This is a genomic window from Bacteroides sp. RCH18, from assembly GCF_058231005.1.
Genome location: NZ_JBIPTC010000002.1, coordinates 1,162,985 through 1,186,739, shown reverse-complemented (window position 1 = coordinate 1,186,739; position 23,755 = coordinate 1,162,985). Strand labels below are relative to the sequence as shown.

Genomic DNA, 23,755 nt, shown 5'->3' with positions numbered 1-23,755 from the left:
AGGTATGATATGTATTCTGAGTTCATTATCAACTTCAATACCCCCAATTTAAGAAGATGAATAATAGCAGTCAAACACACCCATATATTTTCAAACTTACTCATACATACAAAAACAAACGTATACCCCTTGTATGCATACCCTAGTTCTACCCACATAGTAGACACACAAGAGTAGGTTTCCCTATCACTTTTTTTTAACCAATCTAATTATTAACCTTTTATCACAGAAAAACAATGCGAAAAAGAAGAGTTTATTGGACGCTGTTCATTACAGCTTTCGCGTGGTTAGCTTCCTGTTCAGATGACGACATCAATGGAAGCAGCGGGTTCAACCCAAACCAGCCTATTGAGATTACAGAATTTTATCCTGATTCCGGAGGTATAGCCACTCCGATGATCATCGAAGGCCGCAACTTCGGTACAGACACCACTGGCATGAAAGTCTATTTTGAAGATGTAGACGGGATCAGACATCCTGCCGGATTAGTCAGCAGTAACGGTAGCAGAATCTATGCATTTGTTCCCAAAGGACTCACCTTCAAAAGAGAGATGAATATTCTTGTAGAAAGAAGAACGCCCGACGGTCAAGAATACATAGGCAAAGCACCAGACCAATTCCTATACAAGACACAAACCAGTGTTAGTACGGTAGCAGGACTTGCATCACCGGACAATAATATAAATACCGTTGGTGGTGACCTTGCCACATGTACTTTCTCCTCTCCTTTCTATCTCTGTATAGACGGTGAAGACAATATATTTGTGGTAGACCGTAAAGGAGACAGTGGAAAAGCCAAACAACCAAACACAACCTGCCGCAATGAAAAAGGTGAAGGCGTAAACGGAAACATTTCAATGATTTCCATTGCCAGCAATTCTTCCATTGTATTAAAATATGGAACTGCACGTATTAATGCCCCGGCTTATTCTGATGAAAAAGACGCTGAAGCTGTTTACATTCCGGATGATGCCGGCATGAAGTATTATGACATGCAAAAACTTCTAAACTATGTTCCCCGATATAGAACAGTCTTGAAATCAGAAGAACTCAGCACTGTAGACGAAAACAACTGGAAGCATTGCTTTGTAATCAACAAGCTGGATCATATGATCTATACGGTCATGTGGAAAGGGCAATTGGTTCGAATCAATCCTAAAAACCGTACAGCAGAAATTTTGCTAAAGAAAATATCTAATGTAGCAACAGGCGACGGCGGCAAAGCAGGAAGTGACTCCTATATCGCATTCAGCCCTATTAAAGGAGAAGAAAACGTACTCTATGTATCTCTTGCAGATTTTCACCAGATTTGGAGAGTGGACGTATCCAAGATCACTCCGGAAGATAAAGACACTTATAACGGAGAATCATACGCAGGAAAAGCAATCTACGAAGGAGTTATGAACGGGAAGGGCTGGGAAGACGGCTTGCTGAAGAACGCCAAATTCAGACACCCGCGCCAGATTTGTTTCACCGACGACGGAAAAATGTACATTGCTGACAGTGGTAATTCCTGCATCCGCGTAATAGATACTACTATGCCGAAAGAAAGAGCAGCCGTAACCACACCTATCGGTCTGCCGGGAGCGGAAGGTTATAAGGATGGAGGTCCGGAAATTGCCAAATTCCACTTCCCTTGCGGAGTAGCAGTCAACAGTGATGGAACTATTGTATATGTAGCCGACACACAGAACAAAGTGATTCGTAAATTATCCATTGAATAACCTTATACAAAATACAATATGAGAAATAATTTTCTACTGATTGTACTGATCATGGCGCTTATACCGCTGACGAGTTACAGTCAAGACAATAAGAAAAAACAGTTTACTGTAGCGGGGGTTGTAATAGACAAAACCGGTGAACCGCTACCGGGTACTACCATTTATGTTAAGAATGCACCGGGAGTGGGAACCTCAGCAGATATGGATGGTAAATTCAGTATCAAAGTAGATGCCAACCAAATATTAGTCATTCAGGCTATTGGAATGAAATCTATCGAGAAACTGGTGACTAAAGATGAAATGACACTCAAAGTTACATTGGAAGAAGATGACACCAAGCTTGACGAAGTAGTGGTCACAGGTATGACTTCACAAAAAAAGATATCAGTAGTAGGTGCAATCAGTACCATTGATGTAGCCCAGCTCAGTACTCCCGGTACTTCTCTCAACAACATGATCGGCGGACGGTTGGCTGGTGTCATCACCATGCAGAGTTCGGGCGAACCGGGAAAAAACATCTCCAACTTCTGGATTCGTGGTATCAGTACTTTCGGAGCCAGCTCCGGTGCATTAGTGCTGATTGACGGTATCGAAGGCCGCCTTGAAGACATTGATCCTGATGATGTAAAATCGTTCAGTATCCTGAAAGACGCCTCCGCCACCGCAGTGTATGGTACCCGAGGTGCCAATGGCGTGGTCTTGGTTACCACTAAACGTGGAGAAACAGGCAAACTTACCATCACAGGACGAGCAACATTAAAAGTATCGCACATCAAACGTCTGCCCGAATACCTGGGAGCTTATGACTACGCTCTCCTTGCCAATGAGGCACGTGCCATGTCGGGTGAAGACGACCTTTACTCCCGTCTGGAACTGGATCTGATAAAATACAATTTGGATAAAGACCTCTACCCGGATGTTAACTGGATAGATGAAATAATGAAACGCACATCTATCCAGCAGAATTATTACATCAATGCACAAGGAGGAGGCGACATAGCCAGATATTATCTTTCATTAGGGTATCAGGATGAAGGAGCGGCCTACCGGCAGGAAGACAACCTGTTCAAAAAGCCTTTGTCATATAAAAAAATAACCTATCGTGCCAATATTGACATGAATCTGACCAAAACAACCAAAGTTTATTTTGGTCTGGACGGATATATTTCCAACTATACCAGCCCGGGTGGACAAAACACGAATACGGTATGGTCAGCAGTCCGTCAGCTAACTCCACTGATGTTTCCTAAAACCTATTCAGACGGCACCTTCCCTTCTTATGGAAAACATGACCTTGCTTCTCCGTATGTCATGCTAAATAACACCGGATACACGCAAGATGAAACTCAGCGTAATATGCTTACACTCAAACTTGAACAGGAATTCGGAGGATTCCTGAAAGGAATGACAGCGTCGGTACAAGCGATGAGCGAAAATATCAATTATTTCAATGAAGGACGTTACATATGGCCTGACCTCTACCGCGCTACAGGAAGAAGTTCACAAGGGGTACTCATCAAAACATTGCGTACTGCCAAAGAGAACATGAAATATACACAAAATAACAACAGATACAGAAAATACTACATGGAAGCCAAAGCCAACTGGGACCGTACATTTGGTTTGCACTCACTAGGAGCATTGGCTTTATATTACATGGAAGATGTTCATAACACCCAATGGGACTATGACGCAATGGGTATTAATGCCATTCCTCAACGACGTCAAAACTTATCAGGACGTGTTTCCTATGGCTATAACAATTGCTATTTCATTGATGCAAACTTCGGTTACACAGGTTCTGCGCAATTCGAAAAAGGAAAAAGATTCGGTTTCTTCCCTTCCATTGCTGTAGGCTGGGTACCGACATCCTATAACTGGGTCAATGAGGCCATTCCCTGGTTAAGCTTCCTCAAGTTCCGCGGCTCCTACGGTCAGGTAGGTAATGACCAGATCAGTGGTGACCGGTTCCCTTATTTGACATTAATCAATGACAATGCCGCCTCTTACTGGGGATATCGTGAACGGGGTATTACAGAAACTGTGAAAGGAGCCGACAACCTTCAATGGGAAGTAGCAAAGAAACTCAACTTTGGTATCGATGCCAAGTTCTTCCACGACAAGCTCTCTGTCACTGTTGACTTTTTCCGCGATACACGTGATCACATCTTTCAGGATCGTGTGACGCTGCCTAAGTTTGTAGGTATGGTTACCGTCCCGAAATCAAATGTAGGAAAAATGCATAGCTATGGTTCTGACGGAAACTTCGAATTCTTCCACCAGATCAATAAAGACATGAGCTTCACTGTACGCGGCAATTACACTTTCTCTCAGAATATTATTGATTACTATGAAGAAAACAAGTTACCTTATGATTATCTGAGTGTAACCGGAAAACCCTTTAACATCCTTCGCGGATATATTGCAGAAGGTCTCTTCTCCAGTAAAGAAGAAATCAACACAAGTGCCGACCAAAGCGGATTCGGCCGCATTCGTCCGGGAGATATCAAATATCGTGACGTAAATGGAGACGGTATTATCAATGACGATGACAAAGTACCTTTGTCTTATTCCAACCAACTCCCCCGGGTAATGTATGGGTTCGGAGCCGATTTTCACTGGAAAGACTTAACCCTCAGCTTCCTTTTCAAAGGTTCGGCAAAAGTAGACTACTACCGTTCGGGACTCGGTAATGACGCAGGATGGATTCCCTTCTATAACGGAGAACTCGGCAACGTTATCAAGCTGGCCAACAATCCCAAGAACAGATGGACGCCCGCATGGTATTCAGGCACCACCGCTACGGAAAATCCCCATGCAGAATTCCCACGTCTCTCCTACGGAGGTAATACGAACAACTCCCAGCTTTCCTCTTTCTGGAAACGGAACGGTTCTTTCCTGCGCTTTCAGGAACTCAGTCTGAAGTACAACCTGAAGACTCCATGGATAAAAAAGACAGGACTATCTTCTGTCGATCTGGAGTTTGTTGCCAACAACCTTTTTACTATCGACAAAGTGAAGTATTTTGATCCGGAACAGGCATCTGCAAACGGGGCCGCTTATCCGATACCGGCAACTTACACGTTCCAGGTTTATCTTAAATTCTAAAAATAATATAGAACACTCATGAAAAAGTTATTCAAAATAATATTGGGAGCAACAGTAGGAAGTACACTACTACTCAGTTCCTGCAATTTTCTGGATGTAGACCCATACTTCGAAGCTACTTTCAAAGAAGACTCCATCTTTCACAGCAAGAAAAATGCTGAAGGTTATCTCTGGAACACTCCGAAAGGTTTTCCCGACGCAGGGGCTATCTGGGGAAATTCCTGGAATCCGGGGGAATCTGCTTCGGACGAAATAACACTTAAATATCAGACAAATGAATTTTGGGGACTACAATTTTCCGTAGGTACCATCAACAGCAGAAATCTGCCTATCCAAAACCAATGGTACGACATGTATGTCATTGTAGCAAGATGTAACAAAATGCTTAAAGAAGTCTACAATGTACCAGATATGAACGAAATGGACAGAAGACGTTATATCGGATATGTTCACTTTATGCGTGGGTACGCTTATTATCATCTTTTGATGAACTGGGGACCGTTGATTATCGTGGGCGATGAAGAACTGAGCACCTCCGAACCTGCCGAATATTATAATCGCGAACGGGCTACCTATGATGAGTCTGTAGATTATATATGCGATGAATTCCGACTGGCAACTCAAGGCATCTATTCGGCGGATGAGCAAAGCGTCAACTATTATCAACGTCCGACCAAAGGAGCAGCCATGGCACTCATCGCCCGTTTGCGCCTCTTCCAGGCTTCACCGCTTTTCAATGGCGGAGCTGCAGCCCGTAAATGTTTCGGGACCTGGAAACGTAAAAGCGACGGAGCCTACTATGTCAATCAAGAGTATGACCCGAGACGCTGGGCCGTTGCAGCAGCTGCCGCCAAACAGCTGACCAAAATGGGATACGAGCTACATACAGTGGAAGCAGATGCCCAGAACCCATATCCTCTGGCCTCCAATGTCCCTACTGCTAACTTCCCTGACGGAGCAGGCAATATCGATCCTTATCACTCTTACTCCGACATGTTCACAGGAGAAGGTATCATACAGACTAATAAAGAATTCATCTGGGCGATGGAATCCAGTAACGTCACTAACTATACCCATCACTCATTCCCTGTCAAGTTTGGCGGATGGGGTTCAATGTCTGTGCCGCAGAGAGTAATTGATTGCTATCTGATGGCAGATGGGCGGACTATTCATAATTCATCGGCAGAATATCCATATGAACCGGACTTCAGCAGACTCACCGGCGAATCCAAAAAACTGGGGACATACCTACTGAGGGAAAACGTACCTATGATGTACGCCAATCGTTCGGCACGCTTCTATGCCTCGATAGGTTTTCCGGGTCGCTACTGGCCGATGAGTTCAGCTTCTACCGACGCTTCCTACGTCAATCAGCAATTCTGGTATTCTCACGATGATACCAATGCCGGAATTGCCGGTGCCGGAAATAACGTAAACGACTACAGTGTCAGCGGTTATGTTCCCGTCAAATACATTCATCCGGACGACTCATGGGCTAACGGCAAAGGGAGTGTAAAAGGCGCATTCGTCACCAGCCCTAAACCGTTCCCTATCATTCGTTATGGTGAAGTGCTACTGGAATATGTAGAAGCATTGAACCGTGTAGAAGGTACAGTGACCGTAGAAGTATCCGACAATACAGGTACACTTATTGAGGAAACCGTTAGCCGTGATCCGGCAGAAATGGCTAAATATTTCAACATGATACGTTATCGCGTCGGCTTGCCGGGAGTAGATGCCAACGACATGGCAGAAGCAGACAATTTTGAAAAAATCATCCGCAATGAACGTCAGGTAGAGCTCTTTAACGAAGGATACCGATATTTCGATACGCGCAGGTGGGGAACCTATCTGGACGAAGATGCCAACAGCTCCAACTGGCGGGGACTGGATGTGACAAAAGACCGTACAAATGCCAACGGTAATGAAGGATTCTGGAATATTGTGACGATCAATACACAAAATGTGCGAGACCGCATTGCACTGCCTAAAATGGTATTCTTACCGATCCGCCATGATGAATTGCTGAAGGTTCCCAATGCCGACCAGAATTTCGGATGGGACAGATAATATCAAAACATGAATAACAGACTGAATATGAAAAAGAAATTTAATATAATGCTCTGCACCCTTATAGGTGTATTGAGTGCTTGCAATGAATACGATTTCGACCAGGAACAATACCGGAACGAAGTAGGCTTACTCAGTAATTCGAGTCTGATCTACGACCGGCAGGTGGCTAATGTAGGACAAGAAAAAGATACGATCTATCTGGTTGCCACGGTTAGCGGCTCACAAATAAGCCCTAACACACACCATGTAGCTCTTTTGGAATCGGACTCTTTGCTGAAAGCATACAACAAATCCAACTTTGATATAGAAAAAGAAAAATTTGCCAAACTGCTTCCCGATGAATGCTATGATTTTCCCAATAAGGAACTGGATATTCAGGCAGGCACTTCCAAAGTAATGTTTCCGATCTATCTGAAAAATCTGGAAAGGATTTCACCGGATTCCATTTATTTTCTGGATTACAAGATAGATCCGGAAAAAACACCTAATTATAATCCGGATAAAAGTCATGTATTATTGCGTATCTATAAAGAAAACTATTACGCAACAACAAAGACTTCTACCTACTACAATTATACAAGCAGTACGATTGTAATTCCTAACCCCAGTGGTAGTCCCGAAGTCCGTAGACCGACAAATGCCAATCAAGTATTCCCGATCGGTGCCAATTCGGTACGCATGATGGCAGGTGATGAAGATCTTGGCGATTATAAGACAGCAAGAAGCAGAATTGTATCTAAGAGTATCATTCTGGAAATTGGCGAGCAGCAACCGGAGAATCCTCAGGCCAGAGAACTTACCATCAGAGCGCATGACAGAGTTAATGATGTGGAAGTGGATCCGGTCGATGTAGTACAACTTACTCCAATCGATGATTACGACAACACATTCCTGTTAAACGCTATCCGTACTCCCGACGGACGTGCCACTTATTACAAAGAGTTCCGTCTGCATTATAAATATCGCCTGGAATCCACCGCCCCTTACCGGGAAGTGAAAGCCAAACTACGATATGAATTTAACCCAAGAGTAGATAACTTGTAATCAAATCAAATGAGTATGAAAAAAAATATATTAATCATCGGGCTCGCAAGCATATTCGGAATTGCTTCCGGACTTATCTCTTGTTCGCCCGATTACGAAACCGAGTTTAAAGTAGAAACGCTGGTAGTTCCTGATAAAAGTCAGGCACCTATCACTTTCCCACTTCTGGGAGGAGAACATGAAATTGAAGTGCAGACCAATGTACCACTCGACAGATGGAGTGCCCAGTCCAATGCAGAATGGTGCAAGGTAGTACAACACGAGGGCAAAGTAGTCGTATCTGCCAGTGCAAACAATATATACAAACAACGCCGGGCGGAAATCACTGTAGCCTATGGTCATCAAAGCTATTCCATCACTGTCTCGCAGTTTGGTAAAGAACCGGCCATCCTGATAGGTGACAAGCTACAACAGGAAGGATATGTAGAAATAATAGATGCAGAAAGAGAAACATTGACAATTCCTGTAGCGACCAACCTGAATCTGGATAATATCATTATACCAGACACTTGCGACTGGATACGTCTGGCAGAGCAACCTGCCACATTTGATGCAAAGACGCGTGCAGCGGAAGACGTAAACAAACAGGAACTGAAATTTACGCTGGATAAAAGCACCGAGACTGACGTACGTTATTGTACGATTATCCTCCAGTCTTCCCAGAATTACAGCTATACAGCTTCTTTCCTGATAAAGCAACAACCCAGAGGTTATATAGTCGAAATCGATGAAGACAAGAAGATCTATGAAGTGAAAGCAATGGGAGAAACAATCACTATTCCTTTCAAAGTAAATTCTCCTGCCGGTGAAGTGTCATATACCTATGAAATCGAAGAATCCGCCCAATCCTGGATCACTCCAGTATCATTACCCGCTTCAAGAGCACTGCGTGATGTCTCCGAAAGCTTTATCATTAAAGCCAACACTGAAGTTGAGAATCAACCTCGTGAAGGAAAGATAACCTTTAAGAGTACCAATAGCACCGACAAAGTACCAAGTCAGTTCGTAGTCACAGTAAAACAGGCCGGATTTATCGCGACACCTCCTTTAAATGTAATCAATGCTACTGCTACTCCGGGAGCCGGAAGTATTCAGCTGCAATGGGAGATACCTGAAGATGTAGACTTCAACAAGATAAAGATTACCTATTACGATAAAGTCACGAAAGAAAATAAAGAGATCTTGATAAATGACTATAAGACAACATCCTATATCATAGATGATACTTACCAATGTGCAGGTGAATACTCATTTACTATCAACACCTATGGTCCGACTGGTATGGAGACAGATAGTCCGGTAACAATAACAGGCATTTCCGGCGAAGCTTCCGAAATGGAACGTGTTACTCTTACTATCGATATGCTTTCCGACAATGCTAATCATGTCGGAGACGGAGGCGGTTTACCGGCATTGATTGACGGCAAAGTCAGTACTTATTATCATACCAAGTGGAATGCTCCTGTTACAACAGAAGCACATTATGTCCAGATCAAACTGAACAAACCATTAAAGGACCTTTGTTTTGAATATGATGCACGTCAAAGCGGAGTGAATAACGGAGGTGACGTAAAAGCCGCAACAATATACGGAAGTATGAACGGTGAGTTCTTTGAAAGTATGGGTAATGAAGAATTCAATCTGCCGACAACAAACGGTGGCCATGCTACCGCTAAAAACAATGTGAGTGGAAAGCAAGCTTACAACTATATCCGATTTACTCCAACAGCTCGCCGTGACAAAGATCCATTGGATTATACTGTCGCAGGCAGTGCATGGTGGAATATGTCCGAAATATACCTTTACAGAATAAGACATGATGAAGCCTGGGCTAAAGAACAGCTAGGCATTTAAGTAAAACAAGAAAAGACTGACGAAGAACAAAATAAGATCAGATTAGACATATTTTCTTATCGAGTTCTTCGCCAGTCTTACTTTTTATCAGATCAGATTACAAGAATTATGAATATGAAACCCAAGAAATTGAGCCTCTTATTAACTGTCTTGCCAATGATAATAGCAGTCATAAGCTGTCATTCCCGGCAAGAGTCTAAAGCAGACATCACTCCTCATCGTATCAATCTTCAGGCAGACAGCCTCTACCGGCAAGCAATGACATTAATGGAATCTTCTTGCGATGTAGACTCCACCCGAAAATGCATCCGCTTTCTGGACAAAGCTTTGGCAATCGACAGTTTAAATCCCGACTATTACGGCATGAAAGCCAAACTTTTATCTGAAATGGGAGAACTGGACTCCGCCCTATACATACAAACACTTGCTATGGAGAAAAACGCAATTACCGGTGAGTATCTGTTCCAACTGGGACTACTTCAAGCTGCCAAAGATATGCACACCGAAGCCCACGAAAGTTTTGGAAAAAGCAAGGTCTTCCTTCAAGCAGTATTAAAACAATATCCCGACAGCTTGGGAGCTTTTATTCTGGCAGAAGCCGCCAATTCTCTCTACGAAAATAAAGATTCACTTTTCATGAGAAATATAGATGAAATCCGTAAACGCTTTCCCGAAAGGTTGCTGGAAATAGAGATGACCCGAAGGGTGAAACCGCATTCACTGGTCAATCAAATAAGAAGGATTCAAATAGAAAAGGATTATAATATTGATTTTGATATGGATAGTCTCGTTGAGGCGACTGTGAATAAAGACTAAGTTCCAACTTTCCTCCCCTTTTCTTTGTTCTTTCAGCCGGAATAGATTACTTTTGTCTTATTCCGTGAGCAATGAACTAAAATAACAGGAAATATGATAGAAGATGTGAAAAGAATCCCATATGGAGTTTCCAATTTCGTGGAAGTGGTAGAGCAAAATCAATATTATGTAGATAAGACCATGTATCTGCCTCTGCTGGAACAGCAGCCCAACAGTCTATTCTTTATCCGCCCCCGGCGTTTCGGCAAAAGTATCTTCCTGAGCATGCTTCGCACCTATTATGATATTTCGCAAAAAGAAAAGTTTCAGAAACGCTTTGGTAATTTGTGGATAGGCAGTCAGCCAACTCCCCTACAGGGAACATTCCAGGTGCTATTTCTTGATTTCTCGCGTATAGGCGGAATCGACGGTACATTGGCACAGAACTTTGACGATTATTGCTGCGGTGGATTGGATGACTTCGCATCCATCTATGAACCATACTATTATCCGGGGTTCGCATTAGAAATGAAGCAACTGGAAGGCTCCACCAATAAGCTGAATTTTCTGGATCGAAAGGCCCGCAACAATGGTTCCCATCTCTATCTGATTATTGACGAATATGACAACTTCACCAACGTGGTTCTGAACGAACAAGGTAATGAAATCTATCATGCCCTGACTCATGCCAGCGGATTCTACCGGGAGATTTTCAAAAAGTTTAAAGGAATGTTCGAACGCATCTTCATGACAGGTGTCAGCCCCGTTACATTGGATGATCTCACCAGCGGATTCAATATCGGCTGGAACATCAGCACCGATTTCCAATTCAATATGATGCTGGGATTCAGTGAGACAGATGTGCGGACCATGTTTCAGTACTATAAAGACGCCGGACAACTGCCGGCAGATACAGACATAGATGCACTGATTCGGGAAATAAAACCGTGGTATGACAATTATTGCTTTGCCAAAGAAAGTCTGGAACGTGATCCGAAGATGTTCAACTGCGACATGGTACTTTATTATCTGCGTCATTACATAACGTTGGGGAAATCTCCCGAACAAATGATTGACCCTAATACCCGCACGGATTACAATAAAATGAAAAAACTGATCCGATTGGACAAGCTCGACGGAAATCGTAAAGGTGTGTTGCGCAAAATCACTGAAGAAGGAGAAGTCATCACCAACTTAGTGACAACCTTCCCCGCCAGCGAAATAGCCAACCCGGAGATTTTCCCCAGCCTACTCTTTTATTATGGCATGCTGACCATTACCGGTACACGAGGAGTCCGCCTGATACTGGGTATTCCCAACAATAATGTACGCAAGCAGTATTACGATTTTCTGTTAGAGGAATATCAAGAGAAACGGCATATTGACTTGAATGGCTTAAGAGATTTATTTGATGACATGGCATTCGACGGTCACTGGCAAAAATCTTTAGAGTTTATCGCTCATGCCTACAAGGAAAATTCCTCGGTACGTAGTGCGATTGAAGGCGAACGGAATATCCAAGGATTCTTTACTGCCTACCTAAGCGTAAATGCTTATTACCTGACTGCTCCGGAAGTGGAACTGAATCACGGTTACTGTGACCTGTTCCTGATGCCGGACCTGCTGCATTATGAAGTGAATCATAGCTACATCATAGAGCTAAAATACCTTTCAGAAAAAGATTCCGATGCGAAAGCCGAAACCCAATGGGAAGAAGCCGTTGAGCAGATAAAGGGATATGCAGCCGCACCGAAAGTTCGCCAATTGATACAGAATACAAAGTTACATTGCATTGTGATGCAATTCCGTGGCTGGGAACTCCAACGAATGGAAGAAGTAATTCAACCACATATAAAATGACAGCACTTTTGCCCTCACGCTCTCATTTTCGCCTCAATCCCCCTATTCATCGGAGTTACAGCGATTAGAGATCCAATGGTAGCAGCGTGAGAGCAACCGTTTGCCCTCACGTTACTACCAATTATTCTATTTTCAGCAAATGATAAAGTGTCCCCTTACCGGACTTCCGGCAGGGAATATTCAGCTTCTGAAGCGCACGGCCGAACACAGCTACCTTATTGATAGCCAACCTGTCCCGTGTCTTCGTCTGCAAATAATTCAGAATCTGCATGGACGTCATCCATTCACCTCCCTCCTCTTCTTCCGCCGGACGGAGATAACAATGGAACAACTGTTCCAACGGGCTCGCCTGCTCAAATTCACGATTCGTCTGCTTCAAAATCTTTTCATCCTCATCATCCAGCCAGTAACGCTCACCCTTATAAATGGCTTCCATCGCCTGAGCATAAAGCTGTTTGTAATTGATGGTAGCATTGGTTTTGATAGGAGCTATCACCTCAATACAGATAAAACGACGGCTACCACTGGGATCAGCAAGCAAATCTTTCTGATTGCTGGTGCCGATAAAGGAGGCATAACGGCGCATTTCACGAATAGTATTGCCATGAGGCTTGCGCAAGTTAGCAACAGGCTTTTGCAACAAATGCTTCAGAAACCCCTGCTGGCTGACATTGATCTGATCAAACTCATCAATGTTGATCAGAAAAAAACGTCCTAAATAACGCTCCGCTTCCTGCTTACTCTTGAAATCGATACTGTCCGTATAGCCGAAACGCAATTCAGGCGGCAGGATAATCCGGCAAAACGTTGACTTACGATACCCTTGCGGACCGACAAGCAAAGGTGACGTACTGTTTCCATGCTGCCGATCCACCCCTCTCCAATGCGCCACCATGCTCAGAAACCAACGATAAAACAACTCCTGCCAGTACGGATTCGTGCATGGAACCAATCCTGCCAATGCACGGATACGGTCTTTCCCGTCCCAACGGCCGACATCATAAAGATATTCTTCTACAGGATTGTACAAAGGAACATATTCCGAATTCAGAAAACGGTCTACATCACGATCCCAGGCATTGATACCTTCTTTCAAGGCACAGATAGAGATACTGTTGCGCACACGTTTGTCCACGGGCTTAAAGTAAAAGTGGATGGAATCACGCTGGCGGTATTCCAGATCATCCAACACGGTGTTAAAACGAAATTCATAACGACGGTTCATAAATTCTTCCAGCAGAAAAGCCGTCTCCTGCTCCCTTCCGATACTGTTTTTCTTACCAAAACCCTTACATTCCTGATAAAGATTATGAATCGTCGAACGTATAACCCGTTCATCCTCTTCCCGATAGTAATGAATGAGTGTCTGCCGCACCGCTTCTTCTTCGGGGATACCCGCTTTGAAACAATGCTCGGCAAGGTGTACAAGCAAAGGTTGCAAATCATCTCCACGCTTCCAGTCTTCCATTTCCTGAAATGCCCTGTTCAACGCCGCTTCATAAATCTTCGTGAAGGTTTTCGCAGACTCATATCCCGGTTGCAGGCGCGACAAGAGATTCTTCTCGCCCTGTTTACGCTGCCGGAAAGTTTCTTCACCGGGCATCGTGAGCGGTTGTTCCAGACAGAACGGAACAGCATCGGGATTATAATAAGGAGATTCGTCCAATGTCATGCGGCATTTCTGCGTCAGCACCGGTGCTTGCAGATTAATATCGTAAGGAAGCATCGGCTGGTAGCACTTTACCGCCAGCCAGTAGGCATGAGCATGAAATAATTCTGCTTCTGCTTCTTTTTCGGGCAGTCCTCTGTCATCCGGCAGGGCAAAACGCACCCATATCTTCACGCTACGGCCACTGGAACCGCAGAATGCGGCAAAAGTCTGGGGTAAAAGCGCCGCCTGCCGTTTCACATATTCCATTTCGGACGGGCCTGCCAGCCGTTTCACTTCCAACTGTACCAGTCCGTTATATTGTTTCATTTTTCGTTCACCTTCTTTAGTGCGGGTATATTCTACGGCAGAATAGATATATGGCAATTTGTCTATATGTTCGTACTGGCTGTACGTACCTTCCAGCATCGGTATCAGGTTTCGCAAAGCCGTAATGTGTCCCGATTTTGTCTCCGTTTTCATTTTGTTGAATAATGTACCTGCTTCACATATGCTTAGAGCTTCTTTTCCACTCTCGCTGTCTTGTCTGATTAAAGTTATTTTCATTCTTTTTTGTCTGTTTATCTACCAATATTGTTTATCGCTTAATTCCTGTAAAGGTACGATATTATATTACGGCATACAAACTTTTCCAATGTTTAAAACAGACTTTTTGCTCGCATTAACCTTATAATAAAATACGACATCAATCACACGTATATGTTTCATTTCTTACCAAGATTTCCCTATATCATTGTATCTGAATGGCTTACAGTTTCCTTTAATTTCTTATTTTGGAAACGAGCGTTCCCTATATCGGAGACGCTCGTTTCCTGCCTTGGAACTGCCGTTCCCTTATAAGGGAATGCCAGTTTCCCAAGCAGGAAACTGGCGCTTGACTTATATGATTGGATTGATTTGACCGCATGAAATGTTTCAATTAACCTGATCTTTCAGGAAGCATTCAATCATATATCGGTCAATAATACGTGAGTTATCAGCTATTAACACCTGATTTCCCAGTTATTAATGGCTGAAATGCCAATCGTTAATAGTTGACACTTCAGACATTAATACTCTGTAAATCAAATAATAGCAGCAAAAAACAACATATAATTCGACGAAACTGAGTGAGAGCAACCGTTTGCTCTCATACTTGCCACCACACTTGCTACCACACCCGAAACCACTATGAATAAAGGGATACAGACAGACTGTTAGAGCGTGAGGGCAAAAGTCGTGTTGAATTCCTATGGAGAATATAACAACGCATCTCTCATTACTCTTTTCTATGAAATTTGTAGATAATAAGAAGGGAATTATCCTTTCGTTTTAGAATCTACCATTTTCTCATTCTCACATGTAGTTTGTCAACATACAGATGGCATCTAGCTTTTCTATCCTACCTCGCTCTATATAAAGATAAGGGAATTCCACTTCTACAAATATATCCCAATCACTATTCTCTACCACATCTATTTAGTACTTTCACAGAAATTTCCGTGTTTGCATAAAAAAAGATTTATATTCCTTGTAAAAAGGCAGAATTTATTTGTATCTTTACTGAATAACACAACTAAAACTTATCAAAATGATTATAATGGCTACAATTATTAAAGTGTAAAGTTATGAGAATACTACAAACAATAACCTTATCATCACTATTACTTTTGATAACATCCAGTGGTTATCCTCTGAAAAATAAGAATCTCCGAGCATTCTCTCATGAAGGATATACATTTGATAGAAATCAGGTACAATGTAATCAGCCCAAATATTTTATATCCTACGTATATTCTGCAGGAAAAAATGAAACTTATTTAGGATGTCTTTTTACAAAAAAATGTGAGAAAAATACGAAAATAAAGATAGATCCTAAACAACCTGAAACAGATAAAATATTTATTCTGCCAGAACTAAACAAATCGAATACTATACATATAATTGGCTAATCATGATAATCGAATTTAATACTAATCATCAAATCAATAGCAGGTTATGAAAAAGTTTCTTTCTTTAAGTATTCTATGTTATGCTTGTACTGTTCATGGACAGCATTATATCCCGGTCAAAGAGATGATATCTAACTATAAAGAGCAAAAAGCTATCGATACTTTGAAGAATCATGATATTATTTATAATATTGAAGAATCTCCTGAAACAGGAATATTTATGGAACAATCTCTATTACCATCTGACTTACAAAGACCAAAAGATATTCGTGCAGAATGGTGCTTTGAATATTTTTCAGGACAAAAGGCTACGTTATACTTAAAGAAAATATATTCATCAAAAGAAGGAAAGTCGAATGAAGCATCGATCTATAAGAATAAGTTGGCTGAAAAATATGGAAAAGACGATTTAGGGATTCCTGCAATATGGTATTCGGGGAAGATAACAGCCTTATCGTGTCCCAAAGACTTATTTGGAGAAATTGTGACGAAGAATGTAGCTGAGTTTGACATAGAAAAGGGACAGGTAATATCACGAAACTTTTTAGATATTGCAAAAACCGGAACGATGGAAGGTCCTCGTCGTTCTCGTCCTACTATCAAGTATTCGCCTATTGCCAGTACAGATGGTTGCTGGTATAGTAATCTTCAATATAAACTGGATTTATTAGAAGAGTTCGTTAATAGCAATTTAAAAAAACATAATGTAGAAACTACGAAATTTGGTTTAGATATATTGTTGGTAACAAATAAAAAAGGTAAAACGACCGGATATTTATTATCCCCCGACGAGATTATGAATAAAGAAGAACAAGCTCTAACTAAACAATTAATAAAACAGATTAGTAAGTTGCCTCGTTGGAGTTTCGGATGGTTACAGACGATAAACGGTTCAATTTTTCAGGGACGGTATGTAAAAGCAAACTATTCATCGGGTACAGGCTGGAAGTTCGAGGATTATCTTCATTAGAACAAAGAGTAACTTCTACTCAAAAGTAAAAGCTACTCTTCATTCCATATAAGATTGGGGATATTCAGTAAATTTCCCTATTTATTTGCTTTAATACGTTGCCCGTCCGCCTGAACAGCGTACAGTTCCGCTCCTTCAATGTCTGCTTCGGCAGGTACAGTAAATACAAACCGATTGGCAAACCATACTTTTTTGCCACCCTTGATTAATTCGAAAGCAACCGCCTGTTCGCCATTAGTCACAGTGTATGTTCTTCCGGAAACGGTATAACTTACAGTCTTGGTGATTTTCACATTGTTCTGGAATGTTTCGAAGTACCCTACATCTCCTCCATCTTCGGATATACCTTTTTGATTGCCTTTGGCTCCTACCTGATATCTTCGGTCTTCAATGTATTCAATAGGCGGACATTTAGTGGAAAATGTTTTCATATAAGCCAGCGTCTGATTAATCATATCCTGTGTCACGGTATATGAAAAGCTTCCGTAAGCATACAACTTGAAACTGACCGGAATAAAGAATCCCCAGGCATCGAAGAATTCGGTCATATCCATGTTAGCAGCTTTTGCTACGTTGCGTGCATACATCAGCTGTGCTGCGCCCGGATCATTGAAAGGTAACCAAAATTCAGAGGTACGTCCTTGTTCGAATATCTTACGGATGGTATTCGGTTTCTTGCCGATACGTTCGAAGTATGTCCACAATTGCTGGTTAAGGCGCATGTGCATTTCGGAGGCTTCTCCTTGATATAATCCATATTTATTGGCATCATCGGATGTCATGTCCTGAGGGGTAAATGCCAACGTGTTCGGGTCGCGCGGATGCATGAATCTGCTCCAAGGAGTCGGAGGCGCATATCGGTAAGTAGCTAAAGTCCCAATGGAGCTTCCACGTGATCCCCACTGGTTTATCTTGTATACCACGTAATTAGAAAAGAGATTATTGCTCGATTCCGTAGTACTGGGCCAGTTGATGGCTCCCTGATGCATATGTCCGAGTTCATGTCCCGGTCCCCATTCATTGTCCTGATTCTTGTCCATATCACGCGGATCGAAGTTGTTTTTGAATCCCCATCCATCTTTTGTGCTTACATCACCGGCTGCCATGTTAATGTAATAATTGGTAGCATAAAGTCCGTCGGTGAAAGTCGTGACATGCATCAGTGAATTGAATTCTCCCGTATTAGAATAGGTGTCGATAGCAGCCAGTTCCTGCTCCCAATCTATCAGGTTATCCCATCGCTCCATTCCTCTTACTACTCCATACTGTTTGAAGTTGTCCTGATTTTGCAGCAAGTCTTTCAGTGCTGTAAACAGAATCTTCCTGCCTTTCAATACAAATACGCATTTATCAGCTCCGTCCAAAGTGACAGATTTTGCCTTCCGGATATATTCACGGAACAGATCATCGGTTTTATCCACAGTCAGATCCCATACATTGAAGCCTACGCGCGCATGTTCCGTTGTCTCCACATACTGGGGCGGAAAATGTATTTTCACTGCCGGCATGCCACGGGGATCAAGTTTCTGATAGATGACAAACAGATTTCCCGCACGTGAAAATGAAAACTTGTTGATTCCGTTTTTCAGGAATCGTTCTTCACCGTCGGGCCCCAGATCCGAACAACACCTTAGTGAAATGGATTCACCTTGCGGTATGCCGTCTGCTAAAACGACCATCTCTTCACCCGCATTCGTTATGATACCGGTAGGGTTGCAAAGAGGCGAGTAGTAATTGGTTCTCAATTTATCTCCCCAATATTCGGGCACACTGTATGCCTGATATGACTGTATCCTGAATCTCTTTTCCGCTTCGGGATAAGTATTACTCTGCAAAGACTTTGCCAGCACATTGAAGAATGCCGGAAGCCGATTGATGGTTTCGTCGGAAGCGTCCGGGCGGAGTTCACTGCATGAACGATCGGTGAATACAGTTATCAGTTGTTCGTCAAGCGGATTTTCCGCAGCATGGAAAAATTCCATCTCGTCGCAACTGACGAAATCATTTAATCCGCTTTTAACTTTGAATTGAACAGCCGCAGGTACAACCGGATCGTTCAGCAATATCCTATGGCTGCCTCCTGCTCCTTTAAAATCATAATCTTGTATATGAACAAAATCCGTACTTCCTTGAGGCTTGATGTAAAGTTCGAATGCTCCGAAATTACCGTTACCATTTCGACTGTGATACAGGATATAGTCTAGCGTAAGCTGATTCTGATCGAATTGATATTCAAGAGTAACGGGGAATTTTGCAGATTGACTCCATGTGGAATGATAACAGGTTCCGCCGAACTGACCGTCATAAGACTTCGATATATCCTGCCCCGGCTGATGGTCGGTGTCGTATCCGCCGGTAACTTTCAACTTTACATCCTTCTCCGGATTTACCCCCGAAATATCACTCGATTTCTTTTGTTGTTTGATTTCCGACTGGTCATAAATGTTTGTATTTTCTTTGGATACAAACTTGATCGTAGCATTCCTTTCTGTAGTCAGAGGATTGGAAGCAATGGAGAATATTCGTGTACTGGATGCCAGATCGGCTCTTGTATCAGGTACTTCTTTCTCGGTAATCCAGTCTTTGGCTTCCTCCGGAATGACTACTTCATAGTCTGTATTGGAAAGCAAGTTGACTTCTATATGATCGTTTCCTGTTCCCGCCACCTGAATGACACGGCTCTCTTCAGCCACTTCAATGATCAGGTCACCGCCTGTCTGCACAACTCTGAGTTTAGCAGTCAGCGCATTATTGGTGATAGTAATATTTCCTTCTCTGACTCCTTTTTCGGGACTGGATGTTGCCGAAACCGTCAGTTCTGTATCCGATGCTTTCCTTGCCGTCAGCCATTCTTTTCCCTCGGTTACCGATGCATTCCACTCCCGGTTCGATTTGACAGGTACGGCTACTTCCCCACCTTCTTTCTTGAATCCAATGGATTTCTGGACTTGCAGCACCGGCTCTCCCTGCAGCTCCTTATCATCACTCTTGCAAGCATAGAGAGTAGTGACTCCCACCAGCAGAATAAGAGAGATACATAGTATGTGTTTTATCTTATCCAATAACATAGTATTTATAATTTTTGTTGTTTTTCCATTTCGTTGACCAGACTATCCAAATCGAAGTCAATGTTATATTCATTCTCTATCTGAATCTTTTTGATTTGCTTCACCAGCGAATGCGGCTTCAGCCTTCGGATCATCTCTATTTCCAAAAGCCTGTTCGGGAAACGTTTGCGAATGCCATCGATGTCTTTCATATAAATGCTGTCTGCTCCCTGATAAAGCGCATTGGCGGATTCTTCAAGAATAAATGCTCCCAAACTGTCAGGATATTGTTCGAGCACTGCCCGCAGAATTTCCAGACTTTTTCCGAAACTTTGATGCGCATCAGCATTCATATCTTTAGCCGCCTGAAACAATCCTAACTGAAACAGGTATTCTCCTGTTATCGCTTTTCTCTCCATTGCCAAAGTCTGGACATGCAATGCGGAATCCAGCTCCCCCATCTCAGCCAGTAGTTTAGCTTTGGTACCATAATAATCGGGGTTGAGACTGTCAATCGACAGTGCCCGGTCCAGAAGGCTGATACACTTCCGGGTGGAATCGACATCATAAGACGATTGCAGGATGGCTACTGCCTGTTGATAAAAACTGTCGGCACTGAGATTTACGGGATGGGGACGAATGTCCGGTTTCTGCCGTGAATGACAACCGATGGCTGTGCAGATTAGCAGCAAAACAAGTAATATGATATTCAGTTTCTTTGTTTTCATGTACATGATTCTCAATAGTCGGATAATATAAATAAAAAAAATGACTGACAGGGAGTTTTATAGGAAAATGTGTCTAATCTAATCTTATTTCCTCCCCGCCAGTCTTTCCATTAGTTTATCAGATGCCTAGTTCTTTTCTTGCCCAAGCCTCATCATGATCGTTTATCTTATAAAGATAGATACCAGCCATATTCCACCAGCCGTTTCCTCCGCTCGGATCTATCGGATCGGCATCACGACGAGCTTCCGGAATAAAGCGAATGTATTTATATGGTTTGCCGGCTTTTATATTCTCATTAGGTTCAACGTGCTGTCCTCTGCTGCCGGGCAGTGTATAAGTCTCTTTACCCATCAACGTCCAGGTATTGTTATTGTCACTTCCCCAGATACCTACACGTTTTACGTCCCCGGCACCATTACCATTATTTCGGCCATCATACTCAAAGCGCAAGGACTGCAATGGCAATTCCGACATATTGATTTGCAGATAATGAGGCTGCTTATTGGGTGATGTTCCACTCCATATCGTGTGATAATAGGTATTTATATTATCATCGACTAAAGCTGCAAGTGATCCTTCGGACGGTTCGGTCGCATTGGCAGAGAACATATCGACCGTAAGAGCAATAGGTGCCTTGATAACGGACTCCCCGGAATTTCCTCTTACGACGGCAGGTTGTTCCGTCTCCATGCCTGTAGGACCATACGTCTTGATAGTAAACTCATATTCACCGCCACATTTGAATGTGTTATCTACGATAAATAAGTTGGTAGTATTATCTGCGATTTCCAGTTCCTTATCCTCTTTCGTCACCGGATCATGATAGATGACTTTCATCTTTGTAAAATTCACATTTACAGGCATCTCCCATTTCAACTTAATAAATCCCGCTCCCGGAGTAGCTGTCGGATTCTTCACCCCTTCGGGAGGAACCGGAATGAATTTCTCCTGTGTAACGGTGACAGTGAACTCATTAGGCTCTATCGGGTCAGTGCTTCTGAATGTGATGTGTCCCACCCGTTCTTCCTCTACAGTATTAGGCTGGATAATGAAACTTTCGGAAGCATCACGCATACCTCTCGTGGCAGGCAAAGGCGTAATCCATTCGCGGGCAGAAGCCTCCACTTCATAAGTATACGCATCTGCAGGACCATTTACTTTAAATGGAATCGTGATTGTTTCTCCGGTAGCTTTCACCTGATATTCCTTCTTTGATTCGTCAATGTCAACAATATATCCTCTCGGCTGCTGCTTGATAATGAGTGTACCGACACAATTATAGTTTTGTGACGACTGCAGAGTGACTGTACAATACCGCACAAGGGTATCGGTATTCTGATCCAAAGTAAATGTCAGATTCTTCTTGACTGTGTTCTCTGCTTTTTCTGCTTTCTGTGATTTCTTAGCCTTCGGCTGCTCCGGTTCGTTAAAACGTACCCAATCACAAGTATCCGGCACAGTAATAACATCTAGATTCAGATTGGTATTTACCGGAATGGTCAGAGAAGTCGCTTTAGAATCTACGATTTTCATTCCATCGGCCGTCAATCCTTCCACTTCGATCACCGGTTCCAGGCCGAACTGTTTGACATTAATAGAATAGCTCTGATGACCGTAAGCTATCGTAATTTCCGCTATGCGCTGTTTATAATCCTCATTTTCGTCAGCAGATACGGTGACTTTACCTTCTTGTTTTTGTAGCTTGCACCATCCGGCATTCGAACTTGCCGTCCAGTTATCAAGCGCCACGTTGGTCTCCACTTCTATCTCATGCTCACCACCAGCAAGGGGGAAAACGATAGCTGCCTGACTCTCGCTAGGGATAGTCAAAGACAACACACTGAACTCCGTTTCATAATCGGGACCACAGGAAGAAAGCGCAATGAACGTTCCCAAAACTCCTGCCAGCCCGATGATTAGTATATTTTTTTTCATATCATTAGATGCATTACAAGTTTTCTACTCTTGGATTGAATTGGTATCTCAGTTTGGCATTTACTTCCCTGTATCGGTCTGTAGGCTGCAAACGGTATTTGTAATGGAGACGGAACTCCTTATAATAAGTGGCACGTCCGTCGGGCGTCCGGATGACATTCAGCAAATACGTATTGTCATACTCTCCAATGGGAGTCAATTGCATTACGTCGATATCCTTATAGGGCAGAATAGTAAGCTCTTTTGCCAGCGGATTCTCGGGCAACTGTTCTCCCATTTCCAGAATGATGCTTCCTTTATTGATGATATCCAGTGCAGTGGTATAATCACTAAAACTTTCATCGCCTGCCATCAGGCGTACGGAATTCTCCGAAACAGGAAATACACGATTGGAATTCGTCGGACGACGGACTTCACTGGTTCCATCCGTATTCGGAATAATAATGGTACTACTCGTATAATTGTAATACGTTGCCGTTTGTGTGGATGCATAATAATTTTCCTTATGAATGCGAAGAAGCACGTGTCGTTTCTTCGGATTACAGTCCGGTGTCTTCAGCGAATCAATCTTATATTCGAGAAAATAAATGGAGTCGGGTGAAATCTTATCCAGATTTTTCAGATACACCGGAAACATCGCTTTGGAAGAGCCGGCAGGAATAGTCATTTCCATAGTCGGAAAATCATAACATTCTTCCGGTAAATACTTCGCGAAGCGTGCTTTATTGATATCGAAATTAGATTTGTTGTAAGCTCTCAACAATGTATCGGAGTTTTGCAGTGCTACTGTAAACGATTCATCGGAAGCCTGCGAACCACTTAATGAAGCCACCACGAAAAGGGTATCTCCTCCCTGCTGCAACTCGGCTACCTGGCGATCGTACACCAGACTCGAATTACTGAGCAAATTTACTTCTTTGCGGAATTGTTCCTGAGCGAAATCATAGTTATCGCAACCACTTATTACAACCAAAGCAGAGCAAAGAATTATAGTTACTATCTTCTTCATATTTTCT

The 23,755-nt window shown here is 42.7% G+C and carries 13 protein-coding genes; 8 read left to right on the top strand and 5 right to left on the bottom strand.

Going from position 1 to position 23,755, the window contains the following annotated elements:
* Window positions 1-236 precede the first annotated feature (236 nt).
* From ACHLI0_RS19775 to ACHLI0_RS19745, 7 genes are all read left to right on the top strand, one after another.
* A complete protein-coding gene (locus ACHLI0_RS19775) occupies window positions 237-1,724 on the top strand; it encodes a hypothetical protein (protein ID WP_490749894.1) in 1,488 nt (495 codons plus the stop codon).
* Window positions 1,725-1,742: 18 nt separating this feature from the next.
* Complete coding sequence (locus tag ACHLI0_RS19770) at window positions 1,743-4,832, top strand: SusC/RagA family TonB-linked outer membrane protein (RefSeq protein WP_016268367.1); 3,090 nt, start codon at window positions 1,743-1,745, stop codon at window positions 4,830-4,832.
* A gap of 18 nt (window positions 4,833-4,850) precedes the next feature.
* Entirely contained in the window at window positions 4,851-6,902 is a 2,052-nt protein-coding gene (locus ACHLI0_RS19765; RefSeq protein ID WP_011109191.1) for a RagB/SusD family nutrient uptake outer membrane protein, read from the top strand.
* Between the two features lie 27 nt (window positions 6,903-6,929).
* Window positions 6,930-7,949 carry a BT_3044 domain-containing protein gene (locus tag ACHLI0_RS19760; protein WP_008764488.1) on the top strand — a complete coding sequence of 340 codons (1,020 nt, stop codon included), beginning with the start codon at window positions 6,930-6,932 and terminating at the stop codon, window positions 7,947-7,949.
* A gap of 9 nt (window positions 7,950-7,958) precedes the next feature.
* Entirely contained in the window at window positions 7,959-9,803 is a 1,845-nt protein-coding gene (locus ACHLI0_RS19755; RefSeq protein ID WP_490749893.1) for a BACON domain-containing protein, read from the top strand.
* Between the two features lie 114 nt (window positions 9,804-9,917).
* Entirely contained in the window at window positions 9,918-10,619 is a 702-nt protein-coding gene (locus ACHLI0_RS19750) for a tetratricopeptide repeat protein (RefSeq protein WP_490749892.1), read from the top strand.
* A gap of 93 nt (window positions 10,620-10,712) precedes the next feature.
* Window positions 10,713-12,458, top strand: a complete 1,746-nt coding sequence (locus ACHLI0_RS19745) for an ATP-binding protein (RefSeq protein ID WP_490749891.1) — start codon at window positions 10,713-10,715, stop codon at window positions 12,456-12,458.
* 121 nt (window positions 12,459-12,579) lie between these two features.
* Here ACHLI0_RS19745 and ACHLI0_RS19740 read toward each other — a convergent pair whose 3' ends face one another.
* The gene (locus ACHLI0_RS19740) at window positions 12,580-14,673 is read right to left on the bottom strand and encodes a BT4734/BF3469 family protein (RefSeq protein WP_234118255.1); all 2,094 of its coding nucleotides are present in this window, start codon (window positions 14,671-14,673) and stop codon (window positions 12,580-12,582) included.
* A gap of 1,431 nt (window positions 14,674-16,104) precedes the next feature.
* Here ACHLI0_RS19740 and ACHLI0_RS19735 point away from each other — a divergent pair.
* Window positions 16,105-17,028: a DUF5030 domain-containing protein gene (locus ACHLI0_RS19735; protein ID WP_178069556.1), complete on the top strand. Its 924-nt coding sequence runs from the start codon at window positions 16,105-16,107 to the stop codon at window positions 17,026-17,028.
* A 77-nt stretch (window positions 17,029-17,105) separates the two neighbouring features.
* Here the strand turns inward: ACHLI0_RS19735 and ACHLI0_RS19730 are convergent, their stop codons facing one another.
* The 4 genes from ACHLI0_RS19730 to ACHLI0_RS19715 all read right to left on the bottom strand — a co-directional run bounded on the left by ACHLI0_RS19730 (window position 17,106) and on the right by ACHLI0_RS19715 (window position 23,748).
* Complete coding sequence (locus ACHLI0_RS19730) at window positions 17,106-20,096, bottom strand: M60 family metallopeptidase (RefSeq protein WP_490749890.1); 2,991 nt, start codon at window positions 20,094-20,096, stop codon at window positions 17,106-17,108.
* Window positions 20,097-20,101: 5 nt separating this feature from the next.
* Window positions 20,102-20,803, bottom strand: coding sequence for a tetratricopeptide repeat protein (locus ACHLI0_RS19725; RefSeq protein ID WP_032850061.1), 702 nt, complete (start codon window positions 20,801-20,803; stop codon window positions 20,102-20,104).
* Window positions 20,804-20,921: 118 nt separating this feature from the next.
* The gene (locus ACHLI0_RS19720) at window positions 20,922-22,739 is read right to left on the bottom strand and encodes a BACON domain-containing protein (protein WP_490749889.1); all 1,818 of its coding nucleotides are present in this window, start codon (window positions 22,737-22,739) and stop codon (window positions 20,922-20,924) included.
* Window positions 22,740-22,752: 13 nt separating this feature from the next.
* Window positions 22,753-23,748, bottom strand: a complete 996-nt coding sequence (locus ACHLI0_RS19715; protein WP_234134041.1) for a BT_3044 domain-containing protein — start codon at window positions 23,746-23,748, stop codon at window positions 22,753-22,755.
* Window positions 23,749-23,755 lie beyond the last annotated feature (7 nt).

Bases quoted from the DNA above. Each gene is read 5' to 3' on its own strand.
- ACHLI0_RS19775 (WP_490749894.1), top strand. From the start codon at position 237: ATGCGAAAAAGAAGAGTTTATTGGACGCTGTTCATTACAGCTTTCGCG.
- ACHLI0_RS19770 (WP_016268367.1), top strand. From the start codon at position 1,743: ATGAGAAATAATTTTCTACTGATTGTACTGATCATGGCGCTTATACCG.
- ACHLI0_RS19765 (WP_011109191.1), top strand. From the start codon at position 4,851: ATGAAAAAGTTATTCAAAATAATATTGGGAGCAACAGTAGGAAGTACA.
- ACHLI0_RS19760 (WP_008764488.1), top strand. From the start codon at position 6,930: ATGAAAAAGAAATTTAATATAATGCTCTGCACCCTTATAGGTGTATTG.
- ACHLI0_RS19755 (WP_490749893.1), top strand. From the start codon at position 7,959: ATGAGTATGAAAAAAAATATATTAATCATCGGGCTCGCAAGCATATTC.
- ACHLI0_RS19750 (WP_490749892.1), top strand. From the start codon at position 9,918: ATGAAACCCAAGAAATTGAGCCTCTTATTAACTGTCTTGCCAATGATA.
- ACHLI0_RS19745 (WP_490749891.1), top strand. From the start codon at position 10,713: ATGATAGAAGATGTGAAAAGAATCCCATATGGAGTTTCCAATTTCGTG.
- ACHLI0_RS19740 (WP_234118255.1), bottom strand. From the start codon at position 14,673: ATGAAAATAACTTTAATCAGACAAGACAGCGAGAGTGGAAAAGAAGCT.
- ACHLI0_RS19735 (WP_178069556.1), top strand. From the start codon at position 16,105: ATGAAAAAGTTTCTTTCTTTAAGTATTCTATGTTATGCTTGTACTGTT.
- ACHLI0_RS19730 (WP_490749890.1), bottom strand. From the start codon at position 20,096: ATGTTATTGGATAAGATAAAACACATACTATGTATCTCTCTTATTCTG.
- ACHLI0_RS19725 (WP_032850061.1), bottom strand. From the start codon at position 20,803: ATGAAAACAAAGAAACTGAATATCATATTACTTGTTTTGCTGCTAATC.
- ACHLI0_RS19720 (WP_490749889.1), bottom strand. From the start codon at position 22,739: ATGAAAAAAAATATACTAATCATCGGGCTGGCAGGAGTTTTGGGAACG.
- ACHLI0_RS19715 (WP_234134041.1), bottom strand. From the start codon at position 23,748: ATGAAGAAGATAGTAACTATAATTCTTTGCTCTGCTTTGGTTGTAATA.